A 22924-nucleotide genomic window follows, 5' to 3' on the forward strand; every position below is an offset into this window, starting at 1 on the left:
CTCTGGCACGAGATAAACAAAGTCACCTCAATGAGATCAGGAGTTCATGTTTTCGGAGCAGATGAAACCTGAAAATGTCACACGCTGTTGATCATTGAGTGAAAATTGATGGAGAAAATCAAAGCTGCGGAGAAACAGATAAATACAACGCCCCCAATTTTATTGATGATTGAAAAACCTCTTCCCAAAGACACTTTTTGTCGTGCTGAGGTGGCGATATATCCATAGGTGAAGTGAATCAAGAACACCAAAACGCAAAACGTGGACGCCAACAGCGTGAATTGGGGGACGAACGGTTGGTCTGCCTTTATGAATTGCGGAAACAGGGCCATGAAGAAAACGATTGGCTTAGGATTAAGCATCGAAATGAAAAAACCCTGCCTGAATCGGGCTACCACACTGGGAGTATATTCAGAGTGCGTTATTTCATTGAGATTATTCTGAAATTTTGGCTTGGACCGTAGCAGTTTTAATCCAAGGTAGATCAGGTATGCCGCACCCAATAGTTTAACGACATTCATCATCCAGGCAGAGCTGGAAATGATCGCTCCCACGCTGCTCGCCGCAATGATAGCGATTCCCCCCATGCCGAGGGTCACTCCAAGGATTCCAGGCAAAGCGTTCTTCAGCCCATAGGTGAGTGAGTTTGTTAATGTCAGTAACACCCCAGGACCCGGACTGGCGATCGTCAAGCATGATATCGTCACGTAAAAAAGATATTCTTCCACTGTTTATCTCCACGCAAAAACAAAAGAAGGGCATAAGCCCTCCTGATTATTCAATTTGCTTTTGAAATTCTTAACGAGCGGTACTCTTGGCCTTCGAAGAACGGGCTGTCAACAAGAAGTTCGCCATGTTCCTTTGCGACTTCCAGGTGAAAACGCGTCGGACCAGAATATTTGAAATGCTCGCGAGGAATTTCAAGGTCATGAGCGCGACGATAGTCATAGGTACTGGTGTCGCAGAAGAAGCGCATGACAAACGCTGCGCGCGAGTCTACGGGGCCTTCCTCCAGCATGATGCTTCGGTGAATCACATTCTTGTCGAAAATAAGCGCATCACCCACCTCGAATTCGTCCTCGACAGCAAAGTGATCCAGTAATTTTTTAATCGCTGGGTCATTCAACGGGCCATCACGGAGGTGCACGAACTCATCAATGGTGGTCTCCTCGCCCCGCTCAATACGTTCTGACAGGAGTTGAAAAATTGAAGGGTCCACGTGTTCATACATGAACGCACCCGATACGGAGTCTTTAGGGACATACGCCATACCGCCTCGTTGTCCTTTGGGATCGATATTGACCAAGGGAGCCCAGATTGTGCAGCCATAGTCTTCCGCTTGGTGATAACCGAAACTTTGCGTACCGATATGCCAAGGGAAACCCTTGTTTTTCATCTTTTCAAGCTCGAAGGAAAGAGCCTGGGCGAAAAACATGGTTTTACCCGTCAACGTTTCCATGACCTGTTTGAAATGGTCATCCTGGATAATGCTGGCAATCATCGGATCGCCATCATACATATCAAATGCCAAACGGCTAAAGCCGCTCTGGTACTTGTCAGTAGGCGTGGAGATACGTTCACCAATAGTTGACGTCAAATAACCAATTATGTCTCTGTTGTAAAAGTCCTTTAGAAAAAGAAAGCCCTGTCTACGAAACTTCATCACCTGATCTTCAGTTACTTGAAACTTTTCATTGATCATTTACAGCTCCATGTTTTTATTGGCTGATGCGTTTCGTGTGTGAGACATTTTCGTGTGCTATTAAATTATCCTGGCTTCTCCACGCTCCGGGCGTCGCGCGCTGCAAAGCGCCCGTTATGGATAAGGGAGATAGAGAGTCAGGTGGAGGATTTTATTGCCCGAATTCTAGAATGTTTGAATAACGGCAATTAGCAGATGAGATGTCATTCCTTTCACTGATGCAGCTCCTTTAAGGAGAAGATCCTCTTCTCACTTCGAAAAAGTCTAATATGCCGAAAATATTCTGTAAACATTTTCTTGAATATAAAATTCACCAGCAATTCGCAAACCAATCTGCGCTTAAGCTAAAAAAACGTTCACCGCCCGATTGCCCCCAACACGCCAAATTTCGACATCGTAAGCGCGAGCAACCCTGCGGTGAAAAGCAATTAACGCAAAATCATCCCGACATTGCCCGGCACCGACTCTTGCGAAGAGCAAGGCCACGACCAATGCCTTGGACGTTGCACGGGAACGCAAGCATCACGCTTGCAGAAGACTACGAAGTTTCAAGATGGCACTGTCGGGCGTGGTCAGAACGGGGAGGCCGCTCGCCTGACTTGCCTGTTGCGCAGCACTGGTCATGGAAAATTGCGCGAAGCACAGCAGTTCGCCGTTTGTTACCGTACGAGCCATATCCGTAATCAATTGGTCATGACGATCGGCGTTACCCTTGCGCAGCTCGTCGAATGCCTCAGGGCAGACATGTGCAGAGAGTTCGATCTCCACGCGTTGCTGGCGCGCAAAGCTTTGAAACTCCTCGGTCATTGATGTGATTGCCAGAGGGAATGTCGACAGAATGGAGATCTTTTGGTTTCGTTGAACTGCCTCCTCGATCATGGCTTCGTTCGGCTTGAGGACAGGGATACTCAGGGAACGCTTACACAGATCAATGGCGTCGCCGAATGCCGAGCAGGTAAACAAAATGGCGTCTGCGCCTGACTCTGCGGCATAAGTGGCGAGCTTCAAAAAACGTTGGCTCATCGCCGGAGTGAGTTCACCGGCGTCTGCCAGATCGCGGGACAGAGAGTCTTCCAACAGATTCGCCAATCTGGCCTCAGGCCAAAGCCGAGTGAAGGCCTCCGTTATCGGTGCGATAGACAATGGCGTGGCATGGATCAAATAGATGAGCGGTGCAGTCATGGCGCTTCCCTGGATTGTATGGGAGTGATTGATAACGGGTGGAGTCGCTGCGTCGGATGGGGATCAGGTGTTCAACCTGGCCTCTGCCACTGAACGACTACCGGGCGCCTTGCAGATACATCCGTTCTGCGAAAGCAGTCAAGCCTTGACCCAGCGTTGACGGCTCCAGCTGCTCAATGTATCGACGGCCAATACCAGTAACAACATGGCCAGTATCACCGTGCTGGCTTGAGCTTCCTGGAACAGACTGAGGCTGACATAGAGCATTTGCCCCAAACCACCGGCGCCGACGAAGCCGAGCACACTGGCCATGCGGATATTGTTTTCCCAGCGGTACAGGATGTAGGCCAGTAGCTGTGGCAACAGGTTGGGCAGTGTGCCATAACAGAAAGCCCATACGGCATTACTGCCCTGCAAGCGGATTGCGTCGGCGGGTTCTGGTGGGGTGTTTTCCAGCGCTTCGGCGAACAGCCGGCCGAGCACGCCGGTGGTGTGCAGGGCTAGTGCCAGGGTGCCCGCATTGGGGCCGAGCCCGGCGGCAAGGACCATCAGCGCGGCCCACACCAGTTCCGGCACCGCGCGCAAGGCGTTGAGCACCAGGCGCGACGCGCTCTGCAGTGGCCAGCCGAAGCGTCCGGCCGCAGGCAATGCCAATAGCAGACCGAATACCGCCGCGAGCAGGGTGCCAAGGGCAGACATGGCAATGGTTTCCAGGGCGCTGTGGCCGATGGCTTGCAGATGGCCGGAGCTCAGGTCCGGGCTGAGAAAGCGCTGCGCATAGGCGCCCATCTGCTTCAGATTGCCGGTGCCACCCAGCTCGCCGAGGTCGATGCCCAGGTAGATGAACGAGGCGACTACCGCTGCGCCGATGCAGAGCAGCAGTGCCAGGTTGATCAGGCGATTCATGCCAACCTCCAGCGCAACAGGCGGCTGAGTTGATCGGCGAGCAGCACCAGCACGAGGAACGTCAGTAACAAACTGGCCACTTCACCGCCGGCGAACATGCGTAACGACAGATCCATTTGCTGGCCCAGACCGCCGGCACCGACAAAGCCCATCACCACCGAGGCGCGGATTGCGCACTCCCAGCGGTACACCGTGTACGACAGCAGCTCCGCAGCGACATTGGGCAGGATCCCGTAGCAAAAGGCTGCGAGCCGACCGCTGCCCGATTGCAGTAGCGCGTGGGCCGGACGCTGTTCGACCGACTCGAAAATTTCCGCATAGACCTTGCCCAACATGCCGCTGTAGGTAATGGCAATGGCCAGCACCCCGGCCGTTGGGCCGAGGCCGACGGCGCGTACGAACAGCAGGGCCCAGACGATTTCCGGCACGCTGCGCAGAAAAATCAGTAGACCGCGTATGGGCCAACGCAGCAGTTGGCCCCAGTAACTCGGGTGGCCGGCCCGGGAGGCAGCAGACAGCGACAGAGCACGACTGGCCAACAGGCTGGCGGGGACTGCCAACAGCAACGCCAGGGCCATGCCGGCCGTGGCGATGGCCAGGGTCTGCAGGGTGGCTTGTAACAACAGCTCAATGAACGCCTCGCCATGGGCCGGTGGCCAGAAGGCGGATACAAACCGGCCCATCTCGCTCTGACTGTCACTCGCCACCAGCACACTGAGGTCCAACTCGCTGAAGTGGATGCCCGGCCATAGCAAGGCAAGGGCCAGCAAGGTGAGCAGCAGGCGGGGCCGGGTGGCCGGATCTCGGGTATCACGGGTCAGCATCGGGGAATCTGCACACTCAAGGGCGTCGGAGCAATCGGTGGGGATTCCAGTTGTTCGTTGGCGTAGAGCTTGTCGAGCAACTCACGGTCGACTTCGTTGGCCGCAAGGTCGAACAGGATCTGTCCATCACGCAAGCCGATGATGCGCGAAAAATGCGCCAGGGCCAGCTCCACCGCATGCAGGCTGGCGACCAGGGTGACGTTGTGCTGCCGGGCATGGCGGCAGAGCACCGAAAGCGTGTGCTGGGCCAACACCGGGTCCATGGCCGATACCGGCTCATCGGCCAGCAACACCTCGGGCGCTTGGTACAACACGCGGGCAATGCCCACGCGCTGTAGCTGCCCACCGGACAGTTGCTGGCATTGCGCGAACAACTTGTCACTCAGGTCCAGTCTGGCCAATGCCGCGCGTGCGCCCGGAATATCCAGTGGATGCAGCAGGTTCAGCAGGCTCTTGCCCAGGCCCCACTGACCCAGCTTTCCGGCCAGAACCGCGGTGATCACGCGCTGGCGCGGTGGCAGGGGAGGCGACTGATGTATCAGGCCGATGCGCGCGCGCAGACGCTGACGCTGACGGGCAGAAAGCTGCCAGGCTCGCTCGCCGAGCACCTGCAGTTCGCCGTTGTCCGGTCGCAGGGCGGTGGCCAGCAGGTTGAGCAGGCTCGACTTGCCCGCGCCGGACGGGCCGATGATGGCGACCTGTTCGCTTGCACTGATGTGCAGGTCCACGCCACGCAGCGCCTGGACGCCGTTGGCGTGGGTAAGGCTGACCCGGTTCAGATGCAACGTCATTTGAGCAGTTCGGCGGCGCGTGCGGCTTCCTCGATACCCTTGTAGTTCTCAGGCTTGGTTTCGATGAATCGGCTGGCGGCCTGCAGATCCAGAATCTCCTTGTCCTTGGGGTTCGCCGGATCGAGCGCAAGGAAGGCTGCCTTTATCTTGGCCGCCAGCGCTGGGTCGAGGGTCCCGCGCACGGTCCAGTTGTAGTCGTAGTAGGCCGGAGTGGTCGCAAACACTCTGACCTTGGCGGTGTCGACCTTGCCGGCGGCAACCAGTTTTTCCCACACGCTGGCGTTAAGTACCCCGGCGTCCACCTTGCCAGCCTGGACCCAGGCGACGGTGGCGTCATGGGCGCCGGAGTAGCCCACGCGACTGAAGTAGCTTTCCGGCTTGATACCGTCCTGGAGCATGAAATAACGCGGCATAAGACTGCCCGAGGTGGAGGACACCGAACCAAATGCAAAGGTCTTGCCCTTGAGATCGGCGAGGGATTTGACGGCTGGGTCGGCGGTGATGAACTTGCTGGTAAATTGGGCGTCCTGTTCGCGCTGTACCAGTGGAATGGCATTGCCGGTTTTCAGGCGTGCCTGCACGAACGTGAAGCCGCCCAGCCAGGCCAGGTCGATTCGGTTGGTGGCCAGCGCCTCGACCACGGCCGGATAGTCACTCACGGGCACGAACTCGACCTTCATGCCCAATTGTTGTTCCAGATAGGCACCAAGCGGCTTGAACTTGCGCAGCAGTTCGGTAGGAGCTTCATCGGGAATCGCGCTGACTTTCAAGGTGTCGGCGGCCTGCGTCAACAGGGTGTAAAAAGACAGGGTCAAGCCGACGGCCAATGCCAGGGTACGCTTGAACATGGAAGATCTCCGGTGAATTTAACGGAAGAATGTCGAGGCGCCTGGCACAAGCTGATTGCTCTTGGCGCTTTGTGAGGGTAGACGAATTGACTGCTTTTGGCCGAAGGGCGCAGATCGAAAAACAGCGAGCATCATTTCTAACTACTGCGGGCTAAGTGGGCCGTTGTGTGAGCGCATATTGAAAGAACAAAAGGAAGCAGTGATTGATGATTGAAGAGCGTGCCAGGAGCGAAATCCTCAGAGGTGCCAAAGATGCATTTCCGATTCTTTTTGCCGACGGATAAGCCCGGACGTCAGTGGTTCAGAAAATACTGAATTACTGTGTGCGGCTGTAGTCATTTAATGAGTAACGAGGCCCTTTGAAGGGTTTATAACCACCTCGGCAAGCGCCCCATCGGCGGCACCGAGTCCTCATGCGCAAGGAGATACCCATGAAGCATTCTGCAATTGCTGGATTGTTCATTACTGCTGCAATGTTGGCCTCACCGGTGTTTGCTGCGGACAAAGATCTTTGTACGTCAAACATAGACAAAATCAAGGAAGTGCTGGCCAGCGCACCCGCGACATCAGAGAGCGCCATGGACAACATCAAAGCGTCGCTCAAACGTGCACAAGAGGCCCAGCAAGCTGGCGATGACAAGAAGTGCATCAGTGAAACAACCGGCACGCTGGAAAAAATCCAGACCCGAAATCCTGCCAACAAGGGCTGACGCGCTGACAGGCCTTTGGGTTGGCCCATGACCCGCATTGGCGTTACGACACCCGCTTGCTGCTCGAATTGACTCACCGAGCAGTAAGTCCGGGGCCGTTCAGGATTCGATGCCGCGTTTTTACACCCTCGGGACCGGAAGCAGTCCCTGGCTATCGTGCTTTTCATGCGCGTCTGTATCCAGTAAATGCAGGTCGTCTGTGTCTATCGAGAGCACCCCTGCATAGGTAGTGTTTACAGAGGCTCTTTTATCGATGAGGCAACGATGGATCTGACGGCAATTCCCTTTGGTACGACCGATTGGTCTACTGTCGAATCGGTCAAGCATGCTGGACAAACGGGTACAGCCTATTGGCGGACCTGCCAGTTTGGTTCGACCCGGGTGCGAATGGTTGAATACAGTCCCGGATATCTGGCCGATCACTGGTGCTGGAGAGGCCATATTCTGTTGTGCCTGGAAGGCGAGTTGCATACGGAGCTGGAGGATGGTCGCCAATTCACCCTGACCCCCGGGATGAGCTATCAGGTGGGCAACGACGCTGAGGGACATCGCTCGTTCACCACCAGCGGTGCGAAGCTGTTTGTTGTGGATTAAGAAATAGTCAGGTTGCCTGCGCTGCTAGAATCCACGTATCAGTCCCGTTTGTGGAGAGCCAAGATGATCAGCAAGAACACGATTTGTCTCTGGTACGACGGCACCGCGTTGGACGCTGCGAAGTTCTACGCCGAGACGTTCCCGGACAGCGCTGTGGGAGCTGTCCTTCGCGCGCCTGGCGATTATCCGGCGGGCAAGCAGGGCGACGTCTTGACGGTCGAGTTCACGGTGATGGGCATCCCTTGTCTGGGGCTGAACGGGGGCTCGGCGTTCAAGCACACCGAGGCTTTCTCGTTCCAGGTGGCGACCGACGACCAAGCCGAAACGGACCGTTTGTGGAACGCGATTGTCGGAAACGGCGGCCAGGAAAGCGCATGCGGCTGGTGCAAGGACAAGTGGGGACTGTCGTGGCAGATTACACCGCGCGTTCTCACGGCCGCGATCGCCGATCCTGATCGAGCGGCGGCCAAGCGCGCGTTCGAAGCCATGATGGGGATGAGAAAGATCGACATCGCTGCGATCGAAGCGGCGAGGCTCTGCGACCCGAAGGACGCGTAGGGAGAATCTGATCCAGTGCTCGTTGGCATGGGCTGTCTCACGTTATGGTCGCGTAGCGTGCACTTTCGCGTATCGCGAGAATCCAATCTTGATGCCGACCAGGATGGCATTTGACCCATGCCGTTCGCTTGAGTCCGCTGGATCCGGAAATGTTCAGAATGCAGGTTGGTATGGCACTCGCGCATTTCTTCGGCGGGCGCTTCGACGACGCTTCCTGCTGGGCGGAAAAGGCGCTGGGGAACCTGCACAGCCTCCTGGTGCCCGTTGCTCTGGTAGCGGCCAGTCATGCGCTCAGCGGACGAATGGACAAAGCGAAGCAGGCGATGCAGCGCCTGCGCGAACTGGATTCCACTTTGCGCGTCTCCAGCCTGCAAGACTGGCTGCCAATTCAGCGGCCCGAAGATCTCACACGCTTTGCGGATGGACTGCGGCTGGCCGGGTTGCCTGAGTGACCACGGCCTGGACGACGACCGTTTGATTTTAGAGGAGATGCAGCATGGACCGATTCACCGGCGGTTGCCTGTGCGGCAATGTCCGAATTGAGGCGTCGGGGCTCCCATACCGGGTCGGCCTTTGTCACTGTCTCGACTGCCGCAAGCATCATGGGGCCCTTTTTCACGCTTCGGCGGTGTTCCCTCAGGATGCGGTGACGATCGATGGCGAAACACGCGAATACGCCGGGCGGTTTTTCTGTCCCCGCTGCGGCTCGTCAATTTTCGCACGCACCGCCGACGAAATCGAAGTGAACCTGGGATCCCTGGATGCCCCTGACCAACTGATGCCAACCTACGAAAGCTGGATCGTCCGTCGCGAGTCTTGGTTGCCGCTGTTTCCGCTCATGAGACGATACGAGCGCGATCGTGACGCCACGGGTCGCTTTGAGGCGTAGGTCGCACGAACGGTGCGAAGGCATCGTTACGAGTGGCCGGAATGTGACAACGCGCCAAGCGTACGGTATCACCCAGACTGAGGCGTCCGGTAAGGCAGGCGCAATCCGCGCGCCTGCCTTACCGGGAGCAATGCGTCTCCCGCACCGATTACAGAAGCTGGCGCTGTACGGCTTCGTCCAGGGTGCTGCGGGCCAGCTCTTGCGCCACGTCGCGGGTGTCTTGCTGGAAGGGGATGGCGACGATCAGCAGCAACTGCATCCAGGTACGTACCGACTCGCTTTTGCGAATACGCCCCAGCTCTTTACCATCCTTGTCCTTGAACACGGTCTCCAACGTGAACGTGTTCTTGGCCGTGGAGGGCACGACGAAGAACGTCACGCCAGTAATGATGGCCGAGGCCATGCTGAACTGTTCGTTGTTGTACAAGGTAGCGTCGACATAGATGTCCGATTCGACTTTATCGGTACTGACTCGCGTAAAGCGACCGGACTGGTGGAATGCATCGGTAACCGCAGCTTCCCAAGCGGCAGCAGGAGCGCCGGCGGAGGCAACGGCCGGTCCACCATTGACTTGGTTCATCGCGGTGGTGCGCACGAATACCGTCGGCTTTTGCAGTGGCGCATCTGCTGTCAGCGGCCAGGTTTTTACAGGGGGTAGTTCGTGTTGCGAGTACGACACGCAGCCGGTCAGCAGAACAGCAGTGAGCACCAGAATGTGCTTGATCAAACCAAACATGTATTGCTCCTTGGACTTACTGTTTCGCCAGCTGTGCAGTGGCGGTATCGAGTAGTTGCGAAACCAGTTCGCTTAGTTGTTTGGCGCCCATCGTGGATGCCCAGTATTCGCGCCCGTACAGGCCGACATTGCGCTCGACCTGGACCTGCTCCTTCGCTCTGGCGAGTTCTTTGCCGTCACGATCGACGACCACCAGATCACCTGCCACGTCGTAGCTGTCCACGTAGATAGGCCCATTGACCCAGATCCACAGGGTCAAGGTCAGCAACGCTCCAGGGATGTAAGCTGGATGCGGGCCGCGATGGCCTTTGAGCGAGGTCATGTTGAATTTGAGCAATACATCGTTCTCGGCCAGGCGCGTCGGGTATTGGCTGAGCTGCTTGAAGTACCCGCCTTCCTGGACATACGGGTTGAGCTGAGAGGTGAGCGAGCGGCTGATGGCTGTCCGTGTCGCTTCGTCGATACCGGGTGCGGAGATGACCACATCGCAAAGCTGTGCGGTACGGGAACTGCTGATGGGAGCGGGGTGGAGCGGGGCGCCTAACGGGCCGGTGACGTTGTAGGAAACACAGCCTGTCATCGACAGTGTGGCGATGACGGCCGCAGCCTTGAAGAGTGTTCTCAACACAAAATATCCTTATTCGTTAACAATCAGTCAGCCAGCCTTTCGACCCATCGCCTCGATACTTTAGGTAAACCTCAAAGTTAATGGCTTGCCGCTTGTTTCAGGAATGATTCTTTATAAGTCGCGTGAGGCTATGGCAAGGAGTACCCGGTTGCCGATGATGCGACGGCTCATTCACGTCAATTGAATCGCCGTGTTGAAGTGATCATTTCCAACGGCTCGGCAGCAGTCGATAGACGCGGCTGAGTGCAAGCTTAACAGGCCGCCCAGCCAGTTTGGTTGGGCGGCCTGATTATTTTCAAGGCACAAAGAGCGGCGACAATTCTCATCAGTCCTTGCCGCCAAACGACCGGTTTAGCGCTTTATCAGGGAAATCTTGGTTCCTTCGATGCTGATCCCAGCCATTAACCCCTGCTGGTCGAAAATGAACGCGTAGGCATCGTCCTTCAGCGTCGTGCTGGACAGATTCTTCGACACCCCTTCATCAACCATAACAACAGTGGGCCCTACGCCGATTTCCCAACCCTTGGTTTCACGTAAATAGTTCACGGCTTTGTCGGTCATCAGGAAAACCACATAGCCATACGACTGGGCGCCTGCCTGCAGCCCCCATGACCCGGTTACGGAGTTGTAATACCCCTCTACTTTCTTGCCCTTCAACAATTCGCCTTCGCCATAGCTGCCGCCAAACACAAGGCCCGCCTTGATGATTTTCGGGAAGACAAGAATCGCTTTGGCGTTGTGTGAAATGGTTTCGGCAAATGGCGTGGCCTTGTAGAGCGTTTGCAACGCTTGCCGAGAATCGACATCCAGATCCTCGGCGGTTGCCGCACCTGCAGTATTCAGGAAACTCGCCGATGCCAGTGAGGCTGTCGCAAGGACGATCGATAGGAAGAACCGCATTGACTGAGTCATTTTTGTTCTCCGATACGGGAGCATTGGATGCGAACAGCAGCCGGCACCTGCCCTCGGCAGAATCCGAGCCTGCTGAAATTATCCGGCGCACCCTGAAGTGTGTGAGCTACTGGCTTCGCCCTTGAATGAAGCAGGCCAGAGGCCTTTGATCAGTGGCGATGTCATCACTGGTTTTGACATCTGTGTAGGGGCTGGGTTCGTCGTCAGAGACGGCGATGGCCTAAGGTAGATAGTGATACACCGTCGCACTCCAGTACCGGCTGCCGTTACGTTTTTGGCGAATCCATCCATCTGCCATCAGTTGTTTGGCGATCATTCGATTCATAAAGCCATGACCGAGCAGCAGAACCGGTCCTTCGCTGGCAAGGGACTGCAGTCGTTGAGCTGCCGTGCGGGCGCGCATCTTCGCGGTGCCGGCGGATTCGACTCTGCGTGAGTAACCGCACAACCATAAGATTCGAAGGATAAATGCCCAGGTAAACGGCGATAGCCGTGGCAGTTTCCAGTGACCGTAAGGCAGTTGTGCTTCACAGAAAAGCGCGTCGACGAGGGCGGGCTTCAGGCCAAGAGCCTGGACGGAGGTCAGCGCACGAGGCGCGCTGCTTGAAACAATCACCGTGGCGGTTGCGGCGAGCTGCAGGCTGGCATCCGGGACGGGATGGTCGGTAATTTCGGACCGGTTGTAGTGTTCGATCCAGTCTTTCATATCGAGCGCTGACATTTTGTTGGTTGCGACCAGCTTTGGCTGGCCGTGACGCATCAGGATTATTTCCTTACTCACAGTTGCTTACGTCCTTGTCCTGGTGGGTGGTGAGACGTGCGTTTTCCTGGGGCACAGGCGCACTGTAGTTTTCAAACCAATCGTGATCACGGTACCACGCCACAGTGTCGGTGATTGTCAGCTCTAGCGCTCGGAAACTCAGGCCAAGCTCTTGTTCACTCTTGCGGTGGTTGAAAAAGGTGCGGTCCTTCTCTCGTACCAACAGGCGTAACGTGGCCATGCTCAGCAGTATGGGCTTGCCGGTAATACGCGCATAGACTTCCTGCACAGCCGCCAAGGTGTATAGAAAAGGCAGCGGCAGTTGTCGAGCGGGTGTCTTGACGCCCGCTATACGCCCAAGAACAGGCACCAGCTCACGCATTGTCATATGCCGGCCCGCCGCGAGATAGCGCTCACCTCGTCGGCCATGTCTGGCTGCGGCAATCTGCGCCAATGCCACATCGCGGGCATCGACCACGGAGAAGCTACCTGGGATCAGTCCGGGCAATTTGCCGTGCACGACATCGTTGACCAACTGTCCCGAGGAGGTTGGGCCAATGTCGGCAGGGCCCCACATCCAACCAGGCAGGACCATGCAGGCATGCATCTCGGGATGGCGTTCCAGGAACGACAAGACGACACGGTCGGCGAGGATCTTGCTACGGTAGTAGTCATCCGCGTCGGCGTCGGCCCGCAGACATGTCTCATCGATGGACGTGCCAGGTGCGCCGTCGAGCACGGCAATGGATGACGTATGGATGAACCGTCGTATACCGGCGCGGTAGGCCTGGTCAAGTAGGTGCCGCGTACCCGACACGTTAATCTTTTCGAGTTCCTTCCAGTGGCTGCCGCCCTTGTAGTTGTCGCGAAAGAACGCCGCGGTGTGAAACACCGTATCGCAGCCTCGCAGCGACGTTGCGAATGCATCGACATCGGCCATGTCCCCAACGATCAGTTCCACTCCCGGCAACTGGTTGAACTGCTGTTCACCTTTGGCTCTTGAACGGACCAGGGCTTTGACCGCGTAGCCACGAGAGACCAATTCACGCACCAGGTTGTTGCCCAACAAGCCGGTTGCGCCAGTAACGAATACGCTGTGCATCGCTTAACCCTCAGCCTGAACGGCTAAAAAATGACATCAACACCGCACTGTCGAAGAAGGCCTCTTCACGGATGGCCAGCCCGTCTTTGAAGGTGAAGTGCGCGGCGTAGTACATGGCAATGTGGCGGCCATGGGGTCGAATCACCCGGTCCGGCATCACTAATGGTGCGGTGAAGGTGCCGGTCAGGAAGGCGGTCAGTGCTAAACGATCGTCACCGACGGCAAATGGGCTGAAGCTCACCTGGGCATCGGGGAACGCTTCGAACAATGCGGTCTCTCGTTTGCGCATGGATTCGCGACCGGTTTGCATCCCCATCCCATCGAAGTAGATGAAGTCTTCGCAAACCAGCGCAAGCATCGCCTCCACATCACGGCGATTGAAGGCGCTGGCGGCGCGTTCCGCAAAGTCGTTGGGGCCAGTAGTCATACAGTCCGTTCCATTCCATTCGTTTCGAGGGCCTGTAGATATACCTTTGAGGCCTCTGCCGAAAAACAGCGACTACTGCATAATGGCTTTGCATATATGCAGATCAGGGAGGATATGAAGCATGGCGTTGCAAGCAAATTGGGACGATCTTCGTCTGCTGTTGGCCGTCTCGCGGCGTGGCAGCTTTCTTCAAGCTGGCCAGTTGCTGGGTATCGCGGCGTCTACCGTGTCTCGCCGGTTGACCCAACTTGAGGGCGCCCTGGGCGAGCCACTCGTCGAGCGGGGCGTTGAAGGATGCTGGTTGACCTCGCGGGGCCAATCCCTTGTGGAAGTTGCCCTGGCTGCGGAAGCGGGCTTGAGGCGTCAAACCGTTGCTGGCATGTCCGGGCTACACACAGAGCTATTTGGCAGTGTCCTGGTCAGTGCAGGAGAGGGATTCTCGTCATGCGTGCTGGAGGCCGCGAGTCGCTTCACCTCACTCCACCCGCGTTGCTCGGTGGAGTTGCTGGTAACAGCCGACTTCCACAAGATCGTCCGCGGTGTGGCAGACATTGCAGTACGCACAGCTCATCTGGGCGAGCCGTCGCTGATTTATCGACCCATAGGCAGGCTAGCCTACGGGGTCTTCGCCGATGCAGGTTATCTGAAGCGGTTTCCAGGGGTGACTCCGGCCACTGCGGTCAGTATTGCCTTGCTTCCTCCGCTGGACATGTTGCCGCAAATGCGTGCGGCAAGGGCTGCGGGTCTGGAACGCGCGCAGATCAGCGTGAACTCGTTCGCGGCTCAGCTTGAATCGGTGAGGCGAGGTATGGGTGTGGCAGTACTGCCCCGTATTCTGGCGAAGGACCTGATCGGGTTGTTCCCGGATCTCCAACTTCCAGATATGGAGGTCTATCTGGTGACCCGGCCTCAGGCATTGAAACAGGCCCACATCAAATGTTTTTTCGCCATTCTGGAGCAGGTGCTGCTTGAAGCCTTTCCCATAGAAAATGTCAATATTTGTAGACAAAGCCCAGCTTACCCATGATCTCCAGCGCATTGACCAGGCTCAACCCCTTCATGGGCAGGCAAGCAAAGGCTTGGTATTCATCGAAATGAGTGCCAATGGCCAGCAACTTTAAATCATGCGCCTCCAGCTGTGCGTTGAAATACTGGAGCAGCGCTCGCTCCCAATCGTTGGCGCCGTTAATGGCATCGATGGTTTTACTCTCAGGCGCAGAGATGTCAATGCCCAATTGCCGTAGCGGTGCAAGAGCATTTACAGCATTGACCCCGTAGGACGACCACTCCTTCCATTCGAATTGAGCCAACTGATTGGCCTCGGCGAGCGCTGACGCGACTTGAGTCCAAGCCCAATCCCACTGCGCTGTAGGGGGCGGAATGTTTTGAATGAGCGCTTGCGCGTGCGCCTCATCGAAGAGGCAATCAAACAGGTCGGCCAGCGTATCGGCCAAATCGAGCCGTGGCCCTTGCCTCTGGGTGTCCAGGTCCCGGCTCAAGCGCTGCCACAGGGCGCCTAACTCACTCCAGTCCTCTTCATCCATCTCATCATCGATCACTTGTGCCTTATGGCCGCAGTGGTAGTTATCCAGCCGCGTCTTGCGCACACGAATACCGCCCTCGGCGACATCGACCTCATAGCTGCGGTAATCCAGATAGTTGGTCTGGAAAACAATGCGGTCAGGAAACACATCATGAACGATGCTTTCTTCCGCATCGAAATACGCCGCACCCTCGGGCTTGCCATGGGTAGTGGTGATGCATTGAAGCGACGGTGGGTCGATAGGGTTCATGTTTGATATCCGATTTTGCGCTGATCGTACATCAAGGTGGAGTGGTTGCTAAGGGGAGGGATGAGCGCTTTGGCTGTAGATTCAACTGTCATCTACTGCCTGTCGTGACAGGCTTCCAACAACCCAGGCGAGCAGTCGTTGCCCGACTTATCGATTGCACTCATCCCCTTGGCTCAGCCACCAACAGCAATGACTGCGGCACAGGACTTTGCGGGTGTTGCGGCTCCTGCAGGCCGGCCAGCCGAAAACCGGCCATGTCCAGCGCATTGAGCCAACTGGACAAGGTGCGAAAGTACCACGGCATGGGTTGCCACTGCCCCTTGAACCCGGCGAAGGTCTCTTCCCGCCAACCATCCTGATAGTCGCCCGCCGCCGCGGTCCACGGATGCAGCGTCTGAATCACCAGCGCGCCGCCAGGGGCGAGCAGGGCGTTCATGGCGGCGAGCAGAGGGATGATGTCCTGGTGCAACAGGGCGAAGTTGGCGCAGATCAGGTCGTAGTTGCTGCCGATGTCCACCTTCGTCTCCACCAACTCTTCATAGCTCGCCAAATGCACCCGCGAAGAGCCCGTCGCCCGCGCCGCCTCGACCAGCGTCGCATCGCCATCCACACCAACTGCCTCAATGGCCCGTTCAGCCAGCGCACGCAACAGCCAGCCCTCGCCGCAGCCCAGGTCGAGCACGCGCTCGGGTTGGCGGCCTGATACCGCCAGCAGGATTGCCTGGTCGGTGACCTTCAGACGGCTTTCGATGGTGCCGGTGCGGATGGCTTCGATCCAGGATTGGGCGTTGTGGTGCCAGCTCTGGAGGAGGGGGGATTCGGGTGCGGGCATTTCGATGTCCGGAGTTATTGGTTGGATGGAAGGATAGGACAAAGTCATAGTCCTGGCGTGGGTTGAAGAAGAGGGGGATTCGCAGGAAAGGTGGGTTTGTCGCTTCCTGCGATTATCTTGGGGGCGCTTGGTTCGGGACTACGCTAAACCTATGCGGATCGTCGATCAATTGTGACCCACTGTTCGCACTGCGTCCGTCCCTGGAGCGCCCAATGTCACCCATCCCCACGCGCCTCGTGGCGCTGTTTGTTCTTTGCCTGACGCTTGACGTGCCAGCCCAGACCAACGCCTGCCCGGCTGGCGAGAAACAAGTGTGCCTGGACGGCTGCATCTGCCTGCCAGACGTGGGACAGCTGCTCGGCCCCCTGCCTGATGGCATTTACCAGATCGCGGCACCTGCCCTGGCGCTGTGGCTGACCCAAGCCCGCGCTGAAGCAGCCAACGCCGGCATCCAGCCCATTCCACCGCATATCCGGGAGCAACTGCTGCGCTGGTACGACCCCAGCGTCCTCGATACCGCGCGCTATAAAGTGAGCGACAACAGCCAATTCAGCGCCGCCACTGCCATGTTGCAAAACCCCGATGTCGGTGCCGTGACGCTGATCGACATCATCCTCTTCCGGGACGCTCAAACCGCAGAACAGAACGTTGCGCTCTGGGCTCACGAATTAAAGCATGTGCAGCAGTATCAGGAATGGGGGGTAGAAGGATTTGCCCAGCGGTATACACAGGATTTCAATGCTGTGGAGGCGCCGGCTTATGCCATACAGGCTGAGGTCAGACAGTGGGTGCGGAAAGGGACTTACTGAAGAGTAGCGAAGCTGCCGGTCACTGAGGGGAGCTATCGACATCCTCAAAAGAAATCAGCCCTGCACGCCAGATGCGTGCAGGGCTTTTTTTACGCGATTGAATGCTGGCGCACGCCGAATCGCTCACGTTGCCTCGAGCACCTCGGCCGGCTTGAGCGGCGTCGCTTGATAGACCAGCAGTTGCCATTGCTCATCGGTTTTCTGCCACGCCGTGAGCGTTCGGTTGTGCAGATGTTTTCGCACGCCCCCGGAGGTGACGTTGGTGACCATCTCGCCAAACGCGATCGCCAGTTCACCCACTCGGGTCACTTTGTCGATTTGATGGTTGAGGGTGTGATGGATGAACTCCCGGGAGCGGCATTTCTCAAGGTGGCTCTTGAGATTGTCGACCACACCGCTGGAGTGGATGTAGGTCAGGTCCGGGTGGAACAGGTAGCTGAAGATATCCAGATGACCGCCGAGCATGGCGGCACTGCGTTGTGCTTCGCAGGTGCGGATCACCAGGTCGATCTGATCGTTATGCGTCATCAGCCGTTCCTCGCGCCGCCGTGACGATGATTTCGATCAGCAGTTTGCCGCCCAAGTCGACGCCGTAACAGGCGCGCTGGGGCCAGTGCTGCGGGTTGTCGCCGATCCACCGGGCCCAGATTTCATCGACCACGGGTTTGCTGCCCATGTCTGCCAGCAGCACCTGAGCCGACAGCATGCGCGAGGCGTGAGAGCCAAGGCCTTCGAGGCTGGTGCTCAACGCGGCCAGGGCCTGGTGAGTCTGGCCGACGATGTCCAGTGAGGTGTCCGCAGAGGTTGCCACGGGATAAACGATGTTGGCGTAGGCGCAGGAACGGCTACGTCCTGCGTGGTCGCTTGGAACGCGTTCAATTGTCTGCATAGGGGTCTTCATCCAGGTTGAAGTGAGGCAGAAGCCAGCATCCACCAGCTTCTGTCATCCGTGATTAAACCGGCTGCGTTGCCTCTTCCGCGGCAATGGCGGCCTGCACGCTTGGGCGTGCTTCGATGCGCTCCATGAACGACGCCAGTTCCGGCCAGTCCTTGACATCGATATTGAAGAACGGGAGCCACTTGAGCACGGTGAACAGGTAGGCATCGGCCAGGCCGAAGGTGCCCAGCAGGTAGTCTTTTTTCACCAGGCCCTTGTTCAGGTAGTCCAGGCGCTTGAACAGTTTCTGCCGGAAAATTTCTTTGGTGGACTCAGGGATATCAGCATTGAACAACGGCGCGCTGCCGCCATGGATTTCCGAGGTGATGAAGTTCAGCAGTTCCTGCAGACGAGTGCGCTCCCAGGTGCCGTTGGCCGGTGCCAGGGAATTGCCCGGAACCTGATCTGCCAGGTACTGGATGATGGCCGGACCTTCGGTCAGCACCTGGTCGTTATCCAGCACCAGTGCGGCCACGTACCCCTTTGGGTTGATGTCGCGGAAGTCACGGCCGTCGGCCGTGGCCTTGGTCTTGTTGTTGACTCGGACCAGTTCGAAAGGCAGGCCCAGTTCACGCAGCACGATGTGCGGCGACAGGGAGCAGGTCATAGGGGCAAAGTACAGTTTCATGGGTGTCTCCTTATAAGCGGGCAACGCGTACCCGAACGTGTTGCCGTTCCAGGCCTGAAACGGCTGTGAACCGCGTTCCAGACATATTGGTGTCATGTCATCGAACGGTAAAATTACGATCTTATGCGCCCATCATTAGGTGCTCTTATGTCCATTCAGGCGACTTTCGCTTCAGTACTGCGAACCGTCATCGGGATGTCGCTGCCGAGGGTCGACTTGCGGATTTCATTGAGAAACGCCTGGGCAGAAGGCGTGCGTTCGCCGGCGGGTGAGCAAACCAGGCCGAACTCGCGATAGATCGGTTTGCTCAATTCGAAGACCCGCATTCCCCGGCGATCAACCGGCAGTGTCGAGGCCGGTCGAAATGCGGGCGGCTGATTTCAGCCATTCTCGATGCGTTGCGAGCCTTCAGTTGTGGAGCTTTTTCGTCCGGGCTGCTGTTGATTTCAACTGTTTTATTCACGGCGATCTCATCCTTGAGGGGTCGTTTTCAAGCCGTCGTGGCTTGAGAACGACGCTAGAATCACGACCGCTGAAACAATTCGCAAAGGACTTCTTGAGTGCTACCTTATGACAAAATCTCATGAGCATTACGGACTCTTATGGTTGCCAGAATTCCTTCTCTCAATGGATTGAAAGCGTTTGAATCTGCTGCTCGCCATATGAGTTTTACCAAGGCCGCCGAGGAGCTCAATGTCACGCAGACGGCCATCAGCCATCAGATCCGCCGACTTGAAGATGAACTGGGCGTTCGCCTGTTTCTGCGGCTCAAGGATGGTCTGGCGCTGAGCACCGAAGGCCATGCGTATTTGCCTGGCATTCGCTCGGCGTTTCATGAGTTGCGCTATTCCACGGAAATGTTGCTTGAGTCGACCAACAACAGCGCATTGACCATCAGTACCCTGGTTTCCCTGGCGTCCAAATGGCTGTTGCCGCGCCTGGCATCCTTTCAGGATGCATTTCCCAATATTGATGTGCGGGTCACCGCATCGACCGAACTGGTCGACTTCCGCAAGGGCGGCATCGACGCCGCGATCCGCTACGGTTTCGGCGACTGGAAGGGCTTGCGGGCGGACTGGCTCATGTCCGACGAGATCTTTCCTGTGTGCAGCCCCAAACTGCTGACCGGCCCCAAAGCCTTGAAAAGCCCGGTCGATCTGGCCAATCACACGCTGTTGCAGGTCAGCGGCATGACCAGCAACGACTGGAACATGTGGTTGAGCGCGGCAGGGCAACCGAAGAAGCTCGCCGAAGGCACGCGGCTGACCTTCGATCTGGCTATGATGGCGGTGCAGGCTGCCATCGACGGATTGGGGGTGTGCATCGGTCGCTCCACCTACGTCGATGACGATTTGAAGGCCGGGAAACTGGTGGCGCCGTTCAACCTCAAGTTGAAGTCCGATCTGGGTTTCTACCTGGTGACACCGCTGGAAGTCGCCAACTCGAAAAAAGTCGTGGCATTCCGCACCTGGCTGATCGATCTGGTGCAGAACGCCGAATTTGCCTCAGCTTCCGAAATCCTTAAATAAGCTACAAAGGGGAACTTATTTCCCCGTTGCTGTTGCACCTGGAGGAGCGAATCCGGGCGGCACCTTGAGCCACGGGAAGCCCTGCAATGCCATGTCATAACCGGTGTCGTAGAGCTTGCGCATGTACTCGTTGTCGAACTCTTCCTTGTGTGGGAAGTTGAAGCTCGCCGGTATGAATCCGAGGTTGAAGTCCACACTGTCGCGCTGGGTGGTGGCATAGATCCGGTAGAGGTCGCCGATGCCCTGGCTGTGGATCAACGAGGCGATCGAGCGCCCAGCGATGCTCATGGTGCTGCGCTCGACATCCGCCCAGTCCGGATCGAGTCGCGCGTTGCGTATCACGTAGAGTTTACGCTCGCGGGTGAATCCTGCTTTTTTCGCCTCCTCATTGACACGGATCCCGGCCGGATAAGCGAATACCTGCGCCATGATGCCGCCGTCCACGTGCATTTCCTGATAGGTTTTACCGTCGACTTCCACATCGATCATCATTGGCGGAAACCCTCCCGGAATCGAGGCGGATGCGATCATGATCTTCACGAAAAGATCCAATGCCTCAGGACCACCATAGGTCGCGATTTTCCCCATGTCCCAGATAATCGGGCGTCGCGCGTCGAGGTCCGCGGTGGCGACCAACAGAAAGCGGCCTTTCGCGTACTCGGCGGCGATCTCCTTGAGCATGTCCTCGGTCACCGATTTGCGCGTCAGCTTCAACAGCGGTGCGTTGTCCGACATCGCATCGCCCAAAACGCCTGCGACAAAGCTGCGTGGCACAAGGACGTCTTTCGGCGATAAGGTGGTATAGACCCTCTTCAGCGTCGCGTCGTACTTGGGCCCAAGAAAGGCGAAAGGCGCAATCAGCGCACCGGTGCTGATGCCAGTAACGAGTTTGAATTCAGGGCGCTTTCCGGTAGCCGTCCAGCCGTTCAACAATCCCGCGGTGAACGCGCCATTGTCACCACCGCCCGAAATTGCCAGATATATCGCTGGCGGCAGGGGGCCCTTGTGCCCCTGCTTCACGAGGTAAGCCTGTTCACGCCGCAGCGCTTCCAGCCCGACTCGGCTCAGCTCTGTCATGTCGCCGCCACCGACATAACGCACCCCGGTCATTCCCGGGATCTGCGCTCGCGCCGTCAACTCGGACGGCACCGCGGCCAGGCGAGGTGGTGCCCAGGCGCAGCCTTGCATCAGTACCAACAGCGCCACAATCAGACTGGTGATTTTCATAGTCATGATCACTCGAAAATTTTCGATTCGCCTGCCCGTGGCGTCATTCCATCATGGATAGCATCCAATGCGTCTGCTGACTTGATCAACGATCGTGTACAGGTGTCGACGGCGTCGAAGCGACTGTTCTCTTGGAAGTCGAGTAGTCATTCCGTCTGCGTCCTGATCGCTTGTGATAGATGGAACGATAGCAGTGCTGCGCCGCTTCGTTATTGCGCAACTGATCTGAACAAGAAACTGGCCAAGGATAAAAAGCTGGATGAGGATCTGATCGAGATGCTGAAATCTCGCGCCCACTGCGATTGGACGAGTGGTATCCGGCCAGACCTATCGTTCGATATACAACGTAACGGCACTTTGCCATTATGCGGCACGATCCGTTAGAACTCATCACACTGGGAAGCGAAATGCTTGCACATGCCCTCAAGTCAGGCACCTGCTTTGCCTTTGCATTGTCTCTCACCGGCCTGGCGGGTTGCGCCGCCGATGGTGGACTGGGCGATGCTGCATTGTTCGGCGCGATGCTTCTGCCCATGCCTGCTGGAGTGGACACCAGCCTGATGACCACTGCCGTTGGCGTCGCGGCCGGTGCCTATGTCGTTTCCTCGGTTGCCAGCGCGGACTCCGACAGCGTATCGCCTGCGACCTCCACGGTTGCTGCGCCACAAGGCATGCCACCGATTGACCTGCAAAAACTGGTCACCCGGGAAACGCCTGACCGCTATCGCTCCAAGTCGTGCGAGTACATAGAGATGGCCCTGAGCGAGGTGCCGATGTATCAGGCGAGCGCTGAGCCAGTGATGAAGCAGGTCGGCACTGCGCGAAAAGAAGCGGCCAGCCCGGTATGGCTTGAGAAGCGCTGCCAGCCCGGCAACTTGCCTCGCGGCAAGGTCGGCATCAGCATGGACACCATCGATCCGCAACGGGCGATGGCCTTGTCACAGCCCCCGGCCGGCGTGGTGGTGCTGGCGACCGTTCCGGGCAGCGGTGCCCGGCAGGCAGGCATATTGCCTCAGGACGTGATCGTGGCCGTCGACAATAAGCCGATCGGTGATTCAATCGATTTCAGGGTCGAACTCGCCAAAGTCGCAATCGGCTCGCGGGCCAATCTAAAGGTCTGGCGGGGCAACGCGTTTAGCATCGTGCCTGTTGTCGTAGGCCCTGGAGGAACCCAGGTATCAGTGACGCCGGTGCCAGCGAACGGTGCAACGGCTGCGCCATCGGCAGGCGCACTGTATTGCACCGCAGTCTTGTCCACTCAGCATACTTACGGCGCTTCCGTCAGCCCGGTCAAAATGATCGCCGGGGCAGCGAACGACATGCAACCCTCGCTCAAGAGCTACATCGCTAAAGTGAAACAGGACCAGCCCGGCGTCTGGGGCGATTTCAAACTCAACCCCGCCGTTTGCGCACCGGGTGCAGTGGTTTGCATGGCCGAGGCCAAAGGGCCGACGGGCAAAACTCAGAACGCCTTCGAGTTCTGTCACCCGACGCAAGCCAAGGCGGACGCTCAATTGAGCGAAATGCATCAGGGAGACCCACAAGCGGTTGTCGTTGACTGGCCTTGAGCGTTTGGGGCTGCAGCTTTGATCGAAGTCCG

28 protein-coding genes and 1 pseudogene are annotated in these 22924 nt (G+C 57.3%); 9 read left to right on the forward strand and 20 right to left on the reverse strand.

Annotation, left to right across the window (positions count from 1 at the left end; translation table 11 throughout):
- Positions 1–77: 77 nt before the first annotated feature.
- From ACA044_RS11600 to ACA044_RS11630, 7 genes are all read right to left on the reverse strand, one after another.
- Complete coding sequence (locus tag ACA044_RS11600; protein WP_497446456.1) at positions 78–728, reverse strand: LysE family translocator; 651 nt, start codon at positions 726–728, stop codon at positions 78–80.
- Between the two features lie 50 nt (positions 729–778).
- Positions 779–1702, reverse strand: coding sequence for a phytanoyl-CoA dioxygenase family protein (locus tag ACA044_RS11605; RefSeq protein WP_497446457.1), 924 nt, complete (start codon positions 1700–1702; stop codon positions 779–781).
- A gap of 522 nt (positions 1703–2224) precedes the next feature.
- Positions 2225–2884, reverse strand: a complete 660-nt coding sequence (locus ACA044_RS11610; protein ID WP_497446458.1) for an aspartate/glutamate racemase family protein — start codon at positions 2882–2884, stop codon at positions 2225–2227.
- Between the two features lie 138 nt (positions 2885–3022).
- The gene (gene phnE, locus ACA044_RS11615; RefSeq protein WP_497446459.1) at positions 3023–3790 is read right to left on the reverse strand and encodes a phosphonate ABC transporter, permease protein PhnE; all 768 of its coding nucleotides are present in this window, start codon (positions 3788–3790) and stop codon (positions 3023–3025) included.
- The gene (locus tag ACA044_RS11620; protein ID WP_497446460.1) at positions 3787–4614 is read right to left on the reverse strand and encodes a PhnE/PtxC family ABC transporter permease; all 828 of its coding nucleotides are present in this window, start codon (positions 4612–4614) and stop codon (positions 3787–3789) included. The genes phnE and ACA044_RS11620 overlap by 4 nt, the downstream gene beginning before the upstream one ends.
- On the reverse strand, positions 4608–5405 hold the full coding sequence (locus ACA044_RS11625; protein ID WP_497446461.1) for a phosphonate ABC transporter ATP-binding protein: 798 nt from the start codon (positions 5403–5405) through the stop codon (positions 4608–4610). Before ACA044_RS11625 ends, ACA044_RS11620 begins: the two co-directional genes overlap by 7 nt.
- The gene (locus tag ACA044_RS11630; RefSeq protein ID WP_497446462.1) at positions 5402–6253 is read right to left on the reverse strand and encodes a putative selenate ABC transporter substrate-binding protein; all 852 of its coding nucleotides are present in this window, start codon (positions 6251–6253) and stop codon (positions 5402–5404) included. The genes ACA044_RS11625 and ACA044_RS11630 overlap by 4 nt, the downstream gene beginning before the upstream one ends.
- 431 nt (positions 6254–6684) lie before the next feature.
- On the opposite strand from ACA044_RS11630, the gene ACA044_RS11635 reads away from it, so the two are divergent.
- The 5 genes and pseudogenes from ACA044_RS11635 to ACA044_RS11655 all read left to right on the forward strand — a co-directional run bounded on the left by ACA044_RS11635 (position 6685) and on the right by ACA044_RS11655 (position 9004).
- Entirely contained in the window at positions 6685–6963 is a 279-nt protein-coding gene (locus tag ACA044_RS11635) for a PA2433 domain-containing protein (RefSeq protein ID WP_497446463.1), read from the forward strand.
- 264 nt (positions 6964–7227) lie between these two features.
- Positions 7228–7557, forward strand: coding sequence for a DHCW motif cupin fold protein (locus tag ACA044_RS11640; protein ID WP_497446464.1), 330 nt, complete (start codon positions 7228–7230; stop codon positions 7555–7557).
- A 63-nt stretch (positions 7558–7620) separates the two neighbouring features.
- The gene (locus ACA044_RS11645; protein WP_497446465.1) at positions 7621–8115 is read left to right on the forward strand and encodes a VOC family protein; all 495 of its coding nucleotides are present in this window, start codon (positions 7621–7623) and stop codon (positions 8113–8115) included.
- 110 nt (positions 8116–8225) lie between these two features.
- Positions 8226–8567 (forward strand): annotated as a pseudogene (locus tag ACA044_RS11650) (CadC-family transcriptional regulator); the annotation flags it as partial.
- 44 nt (positions 8568–8611) lie between these two features.
- Positions 8612–9004: a GFA family protein gene (locus ACA044_RS11655; protein ID WP_497446466.1), complete on the forward strand. Its 393-nt coding sequence runs from the start codon at positions 8612–8614 to the stop codon at positions 9002–9004.
- Between the two features lie 148 nt (positions 9005–9152).
- Here the strand turns inward: ACA044_RS11655 and ACA044_RS11660 are convergent, their stop codons facing one another.
- The 6 genes from ACA044_RS11660 to ACA044_RS11685 all read right to left on the reverse strand — a co-directional run bounded on the left by ACA044_RS11660 (position 9153) and on the right by ACA044_RS11685 (position 13569).
- A complete protein-coding gene (locus ACA044_RS11660) occupies positions 9153–9740 on the reverse strand; it encodes a hypothetical protein (RefSeq protein WP_497446467.1) in 588 nt (195 codons plus the stop codon).
- A gap of 16 nt (positions 9741–9756) precedes the next feature.
- The gene (locus ACA044_RS11665) at positions 9757–10320 is read right to left on the reverse strand and encodes a hypothetical protein (RefSeq protein WP_497447210.1); all 564 of its coding nucleotides are present in this window, start codon (positions 10318–10320) and stop codon (positions 9757–9759) included.
- A 399-nt stretch (positions 10321–10719) separates the two neighbouring features.
- On the reverse strand, positions 10720–11280 hold the full coding sequence (locus ACA044_RS11670) for a lipid-binding SYLF domain-containing protein (protein WP_497446468.1): 561 nt from the start codon (positions 11278–11280) through the stop codon (positions 10720–10722).
- A 220-nt stretch (positions 11281–11500) separates the two neighbouring features.
- Entirely contained in the window at positions 11501–12040 is a 540-nt protein-coding gene (locus tag ACA044_RS11675; RefSeq protein WP_497446469.1) for a histidine phosphatase family protein, read from the reverse strand.
- 13 nt (positions 12041–12053) lie between these two features.
- On the reverse strand, positions 12054–13142 hold the full coding sequence (locus tag ACA044_RS11680) for an SDR family oxidoreductase (protein WP_497446470.1): 1089 nt from the start codon (positions 13140–13142) through the stop codon (positions 12054–12056).
- A 10-nt stretch (positions 13143–13152) separates the two neighbouring features.
- Positions 13153–13569 carry an ester cyclase gene (locus tag ACA044_RS11685; protein ID WP_497446471.1) on the reverse strand — a complete coding sequence of 139 codons (417 nt, stop codon included), beginning with the start codon at positions 13567–13569 and terminating at the stop codon, positions 13153–13155.
- Positions 13570–13690: 121 nt separating this feature from the next.
- Here ACA044_RS11685 and ACA044_RS11690 point away from each other — a divergent pair, with 121 nt between their 5' ends.
- On the forward strand, positions 13691–14596 hold the full coding sequence (locus tag ACA044_RS11690) for a LysR family transcriptional regulator (protein WP_497446472.1): 906 nt from the start codon (positions 13691–13693) through the stop codon (positions 14594–14596).
- Here ACA044_RS11690 and ACA044_RS11695 read toward each other — a convergent pair.
- Positions 14562–15362: a DUF6630 family protein gene (locus tag ACA044_RS11695; RefSeq protein ID WP_497446473.1), complete on the reverse strand. Its 801-nt coding sequence runs from the start codon at positions 15360–15362 to the stop codon at positions 14562–14564. The two genes, ACA044_RS11690 and ACA044_RS11695, sit on opposite strands and share 35 nt — an antisense overlap.
- A 160-nt stretch (positions 15363–15522) precedes the next feature.
- Positions 15523–16194: a class I SAM-dependent methyltransferase gene (locus ACA044_RS11700; protein ID WP_497446474.1), complete on the reverse strand. Its 672-nt coding sequence runs from the start codon at positions 16192–16194 to the stop codon at positions 15523–15525.
- Positions 16195–16406: 212 nt separating this feature from the next.
- On the opposite strand from ACA044_RS11700, the gene ACA044_RS11705 reads away from it, so the two are divergent.
- Entirely contained in the window at positions 16407–17003 is a 597-nt protein-coding gene (locus ACA044_RS11705) for an eCIS core domain-containing protein (protein ID WP_497446475.1), read from the forward strand.
- 123 nt (positions 17004–17126) lie between these two features.
- Here ACA044_RS11705 and ACA044_RS11710 read toward each other — a convergent pair whose 3' ends face one another.
- The 4 genes from ACA044_RS11710 to ACA044_RS11725 form a co-directional block, all read right to left on the reverse strand.
- A complete protein-coding gene (locus tag ACA044_RS11710) occupies positions 17127–17531 on the reverse strand; it encodes a nuclear transport factor 2 family protein (protein WP_497446476.1) in 405 nt (134 codons plus the stop codon).
- Complete coding sequence (locus ACA044_RS11715; RefSeq protein ID WP_497446477.1) at positions 17521–17892, reverse strand: Rid family hydrolase; 372 nt, start codon at positions 17890–17892, stop codon at positions 17521–17523. Before ACA044_RS11715 ends, ACA044_RS11710 begins: the two co-directional genes overlap by 11 nt.
- A gap of 64 nt (positions 17893–17956) precedes the next feature.
- Positions 17957–18568, reverse strand: a complete 612-nt coding sequence (gene gstA, locus ACA044_RS11720; protein WP_497446478.1) for a glutathione transferase GstA — start codon at positions 18566–18568, stop codon at positions 17957–17959.
- A gap of 155 nt (positions 18569–18723) precedes the next feature.
- Complete coding sequence (locus tag ACA044_RS11725) at positions 18724–18894, reverse strand: hypothetical protein (protein WP_497446479.1); 171 nt, start codon at positions 18892–18894, stop codon at positions 18724–18726.
- Positions 18895–19170: 276 nt separating this feature from the next.
- On the opposite strand from ACA044_RS11725, the gene ACA044_RS11730 reads away from it, so the two are divergent.
- Complete coding sequence (locus ACA044_RS11730) at positions 19171–20097, forward strand: transcriptional regulator GcvA (protein WP_497446480.1); 927 nt, start codon at positions 19171–19173, stop codon at positions 20095–20097.
- A gap of 15 nt (positions 20098–20112) precedes the next feature.
- Here ACA044_RS11730 and ACA044_RS11735 read toward each other — a convergent pair whose 3' ends face one another.
- The gene (locus ACA044_RS11735) at positions 20113–21330 is read right to left on the reverse strand and encodes a patatin-like phospholipase family protein (protein WP_497446481.1); all 1218 of its coding nucleotides are present in this window, start codon (positions 21328–21330) and stop codon (positions 20113–20115) included.
- 401 nt (positions 21331–21731) lie between these two features.
- Here ACA044_RS11735 and ACA044_RS11740 point away from each other — a divergent pair, with 401 nt between their 5' ends.
- Positions 21732–22892: a PDZ domain-containing protein gene (locus tag ACA044_RS11740; RefSeq protein WP_497446482.1), complete on the forward strand. Its 1161-nt coding sequence runs from the start codon at positions 21732–21734 to the stop codon at positions 22890–22892.
- Positions 22893–22924 lie beyond the last annotated feature (32 nt).

It is taken from the genome of Pseudomonas sp. LBUM1673 (assembly GCF_059695645.1).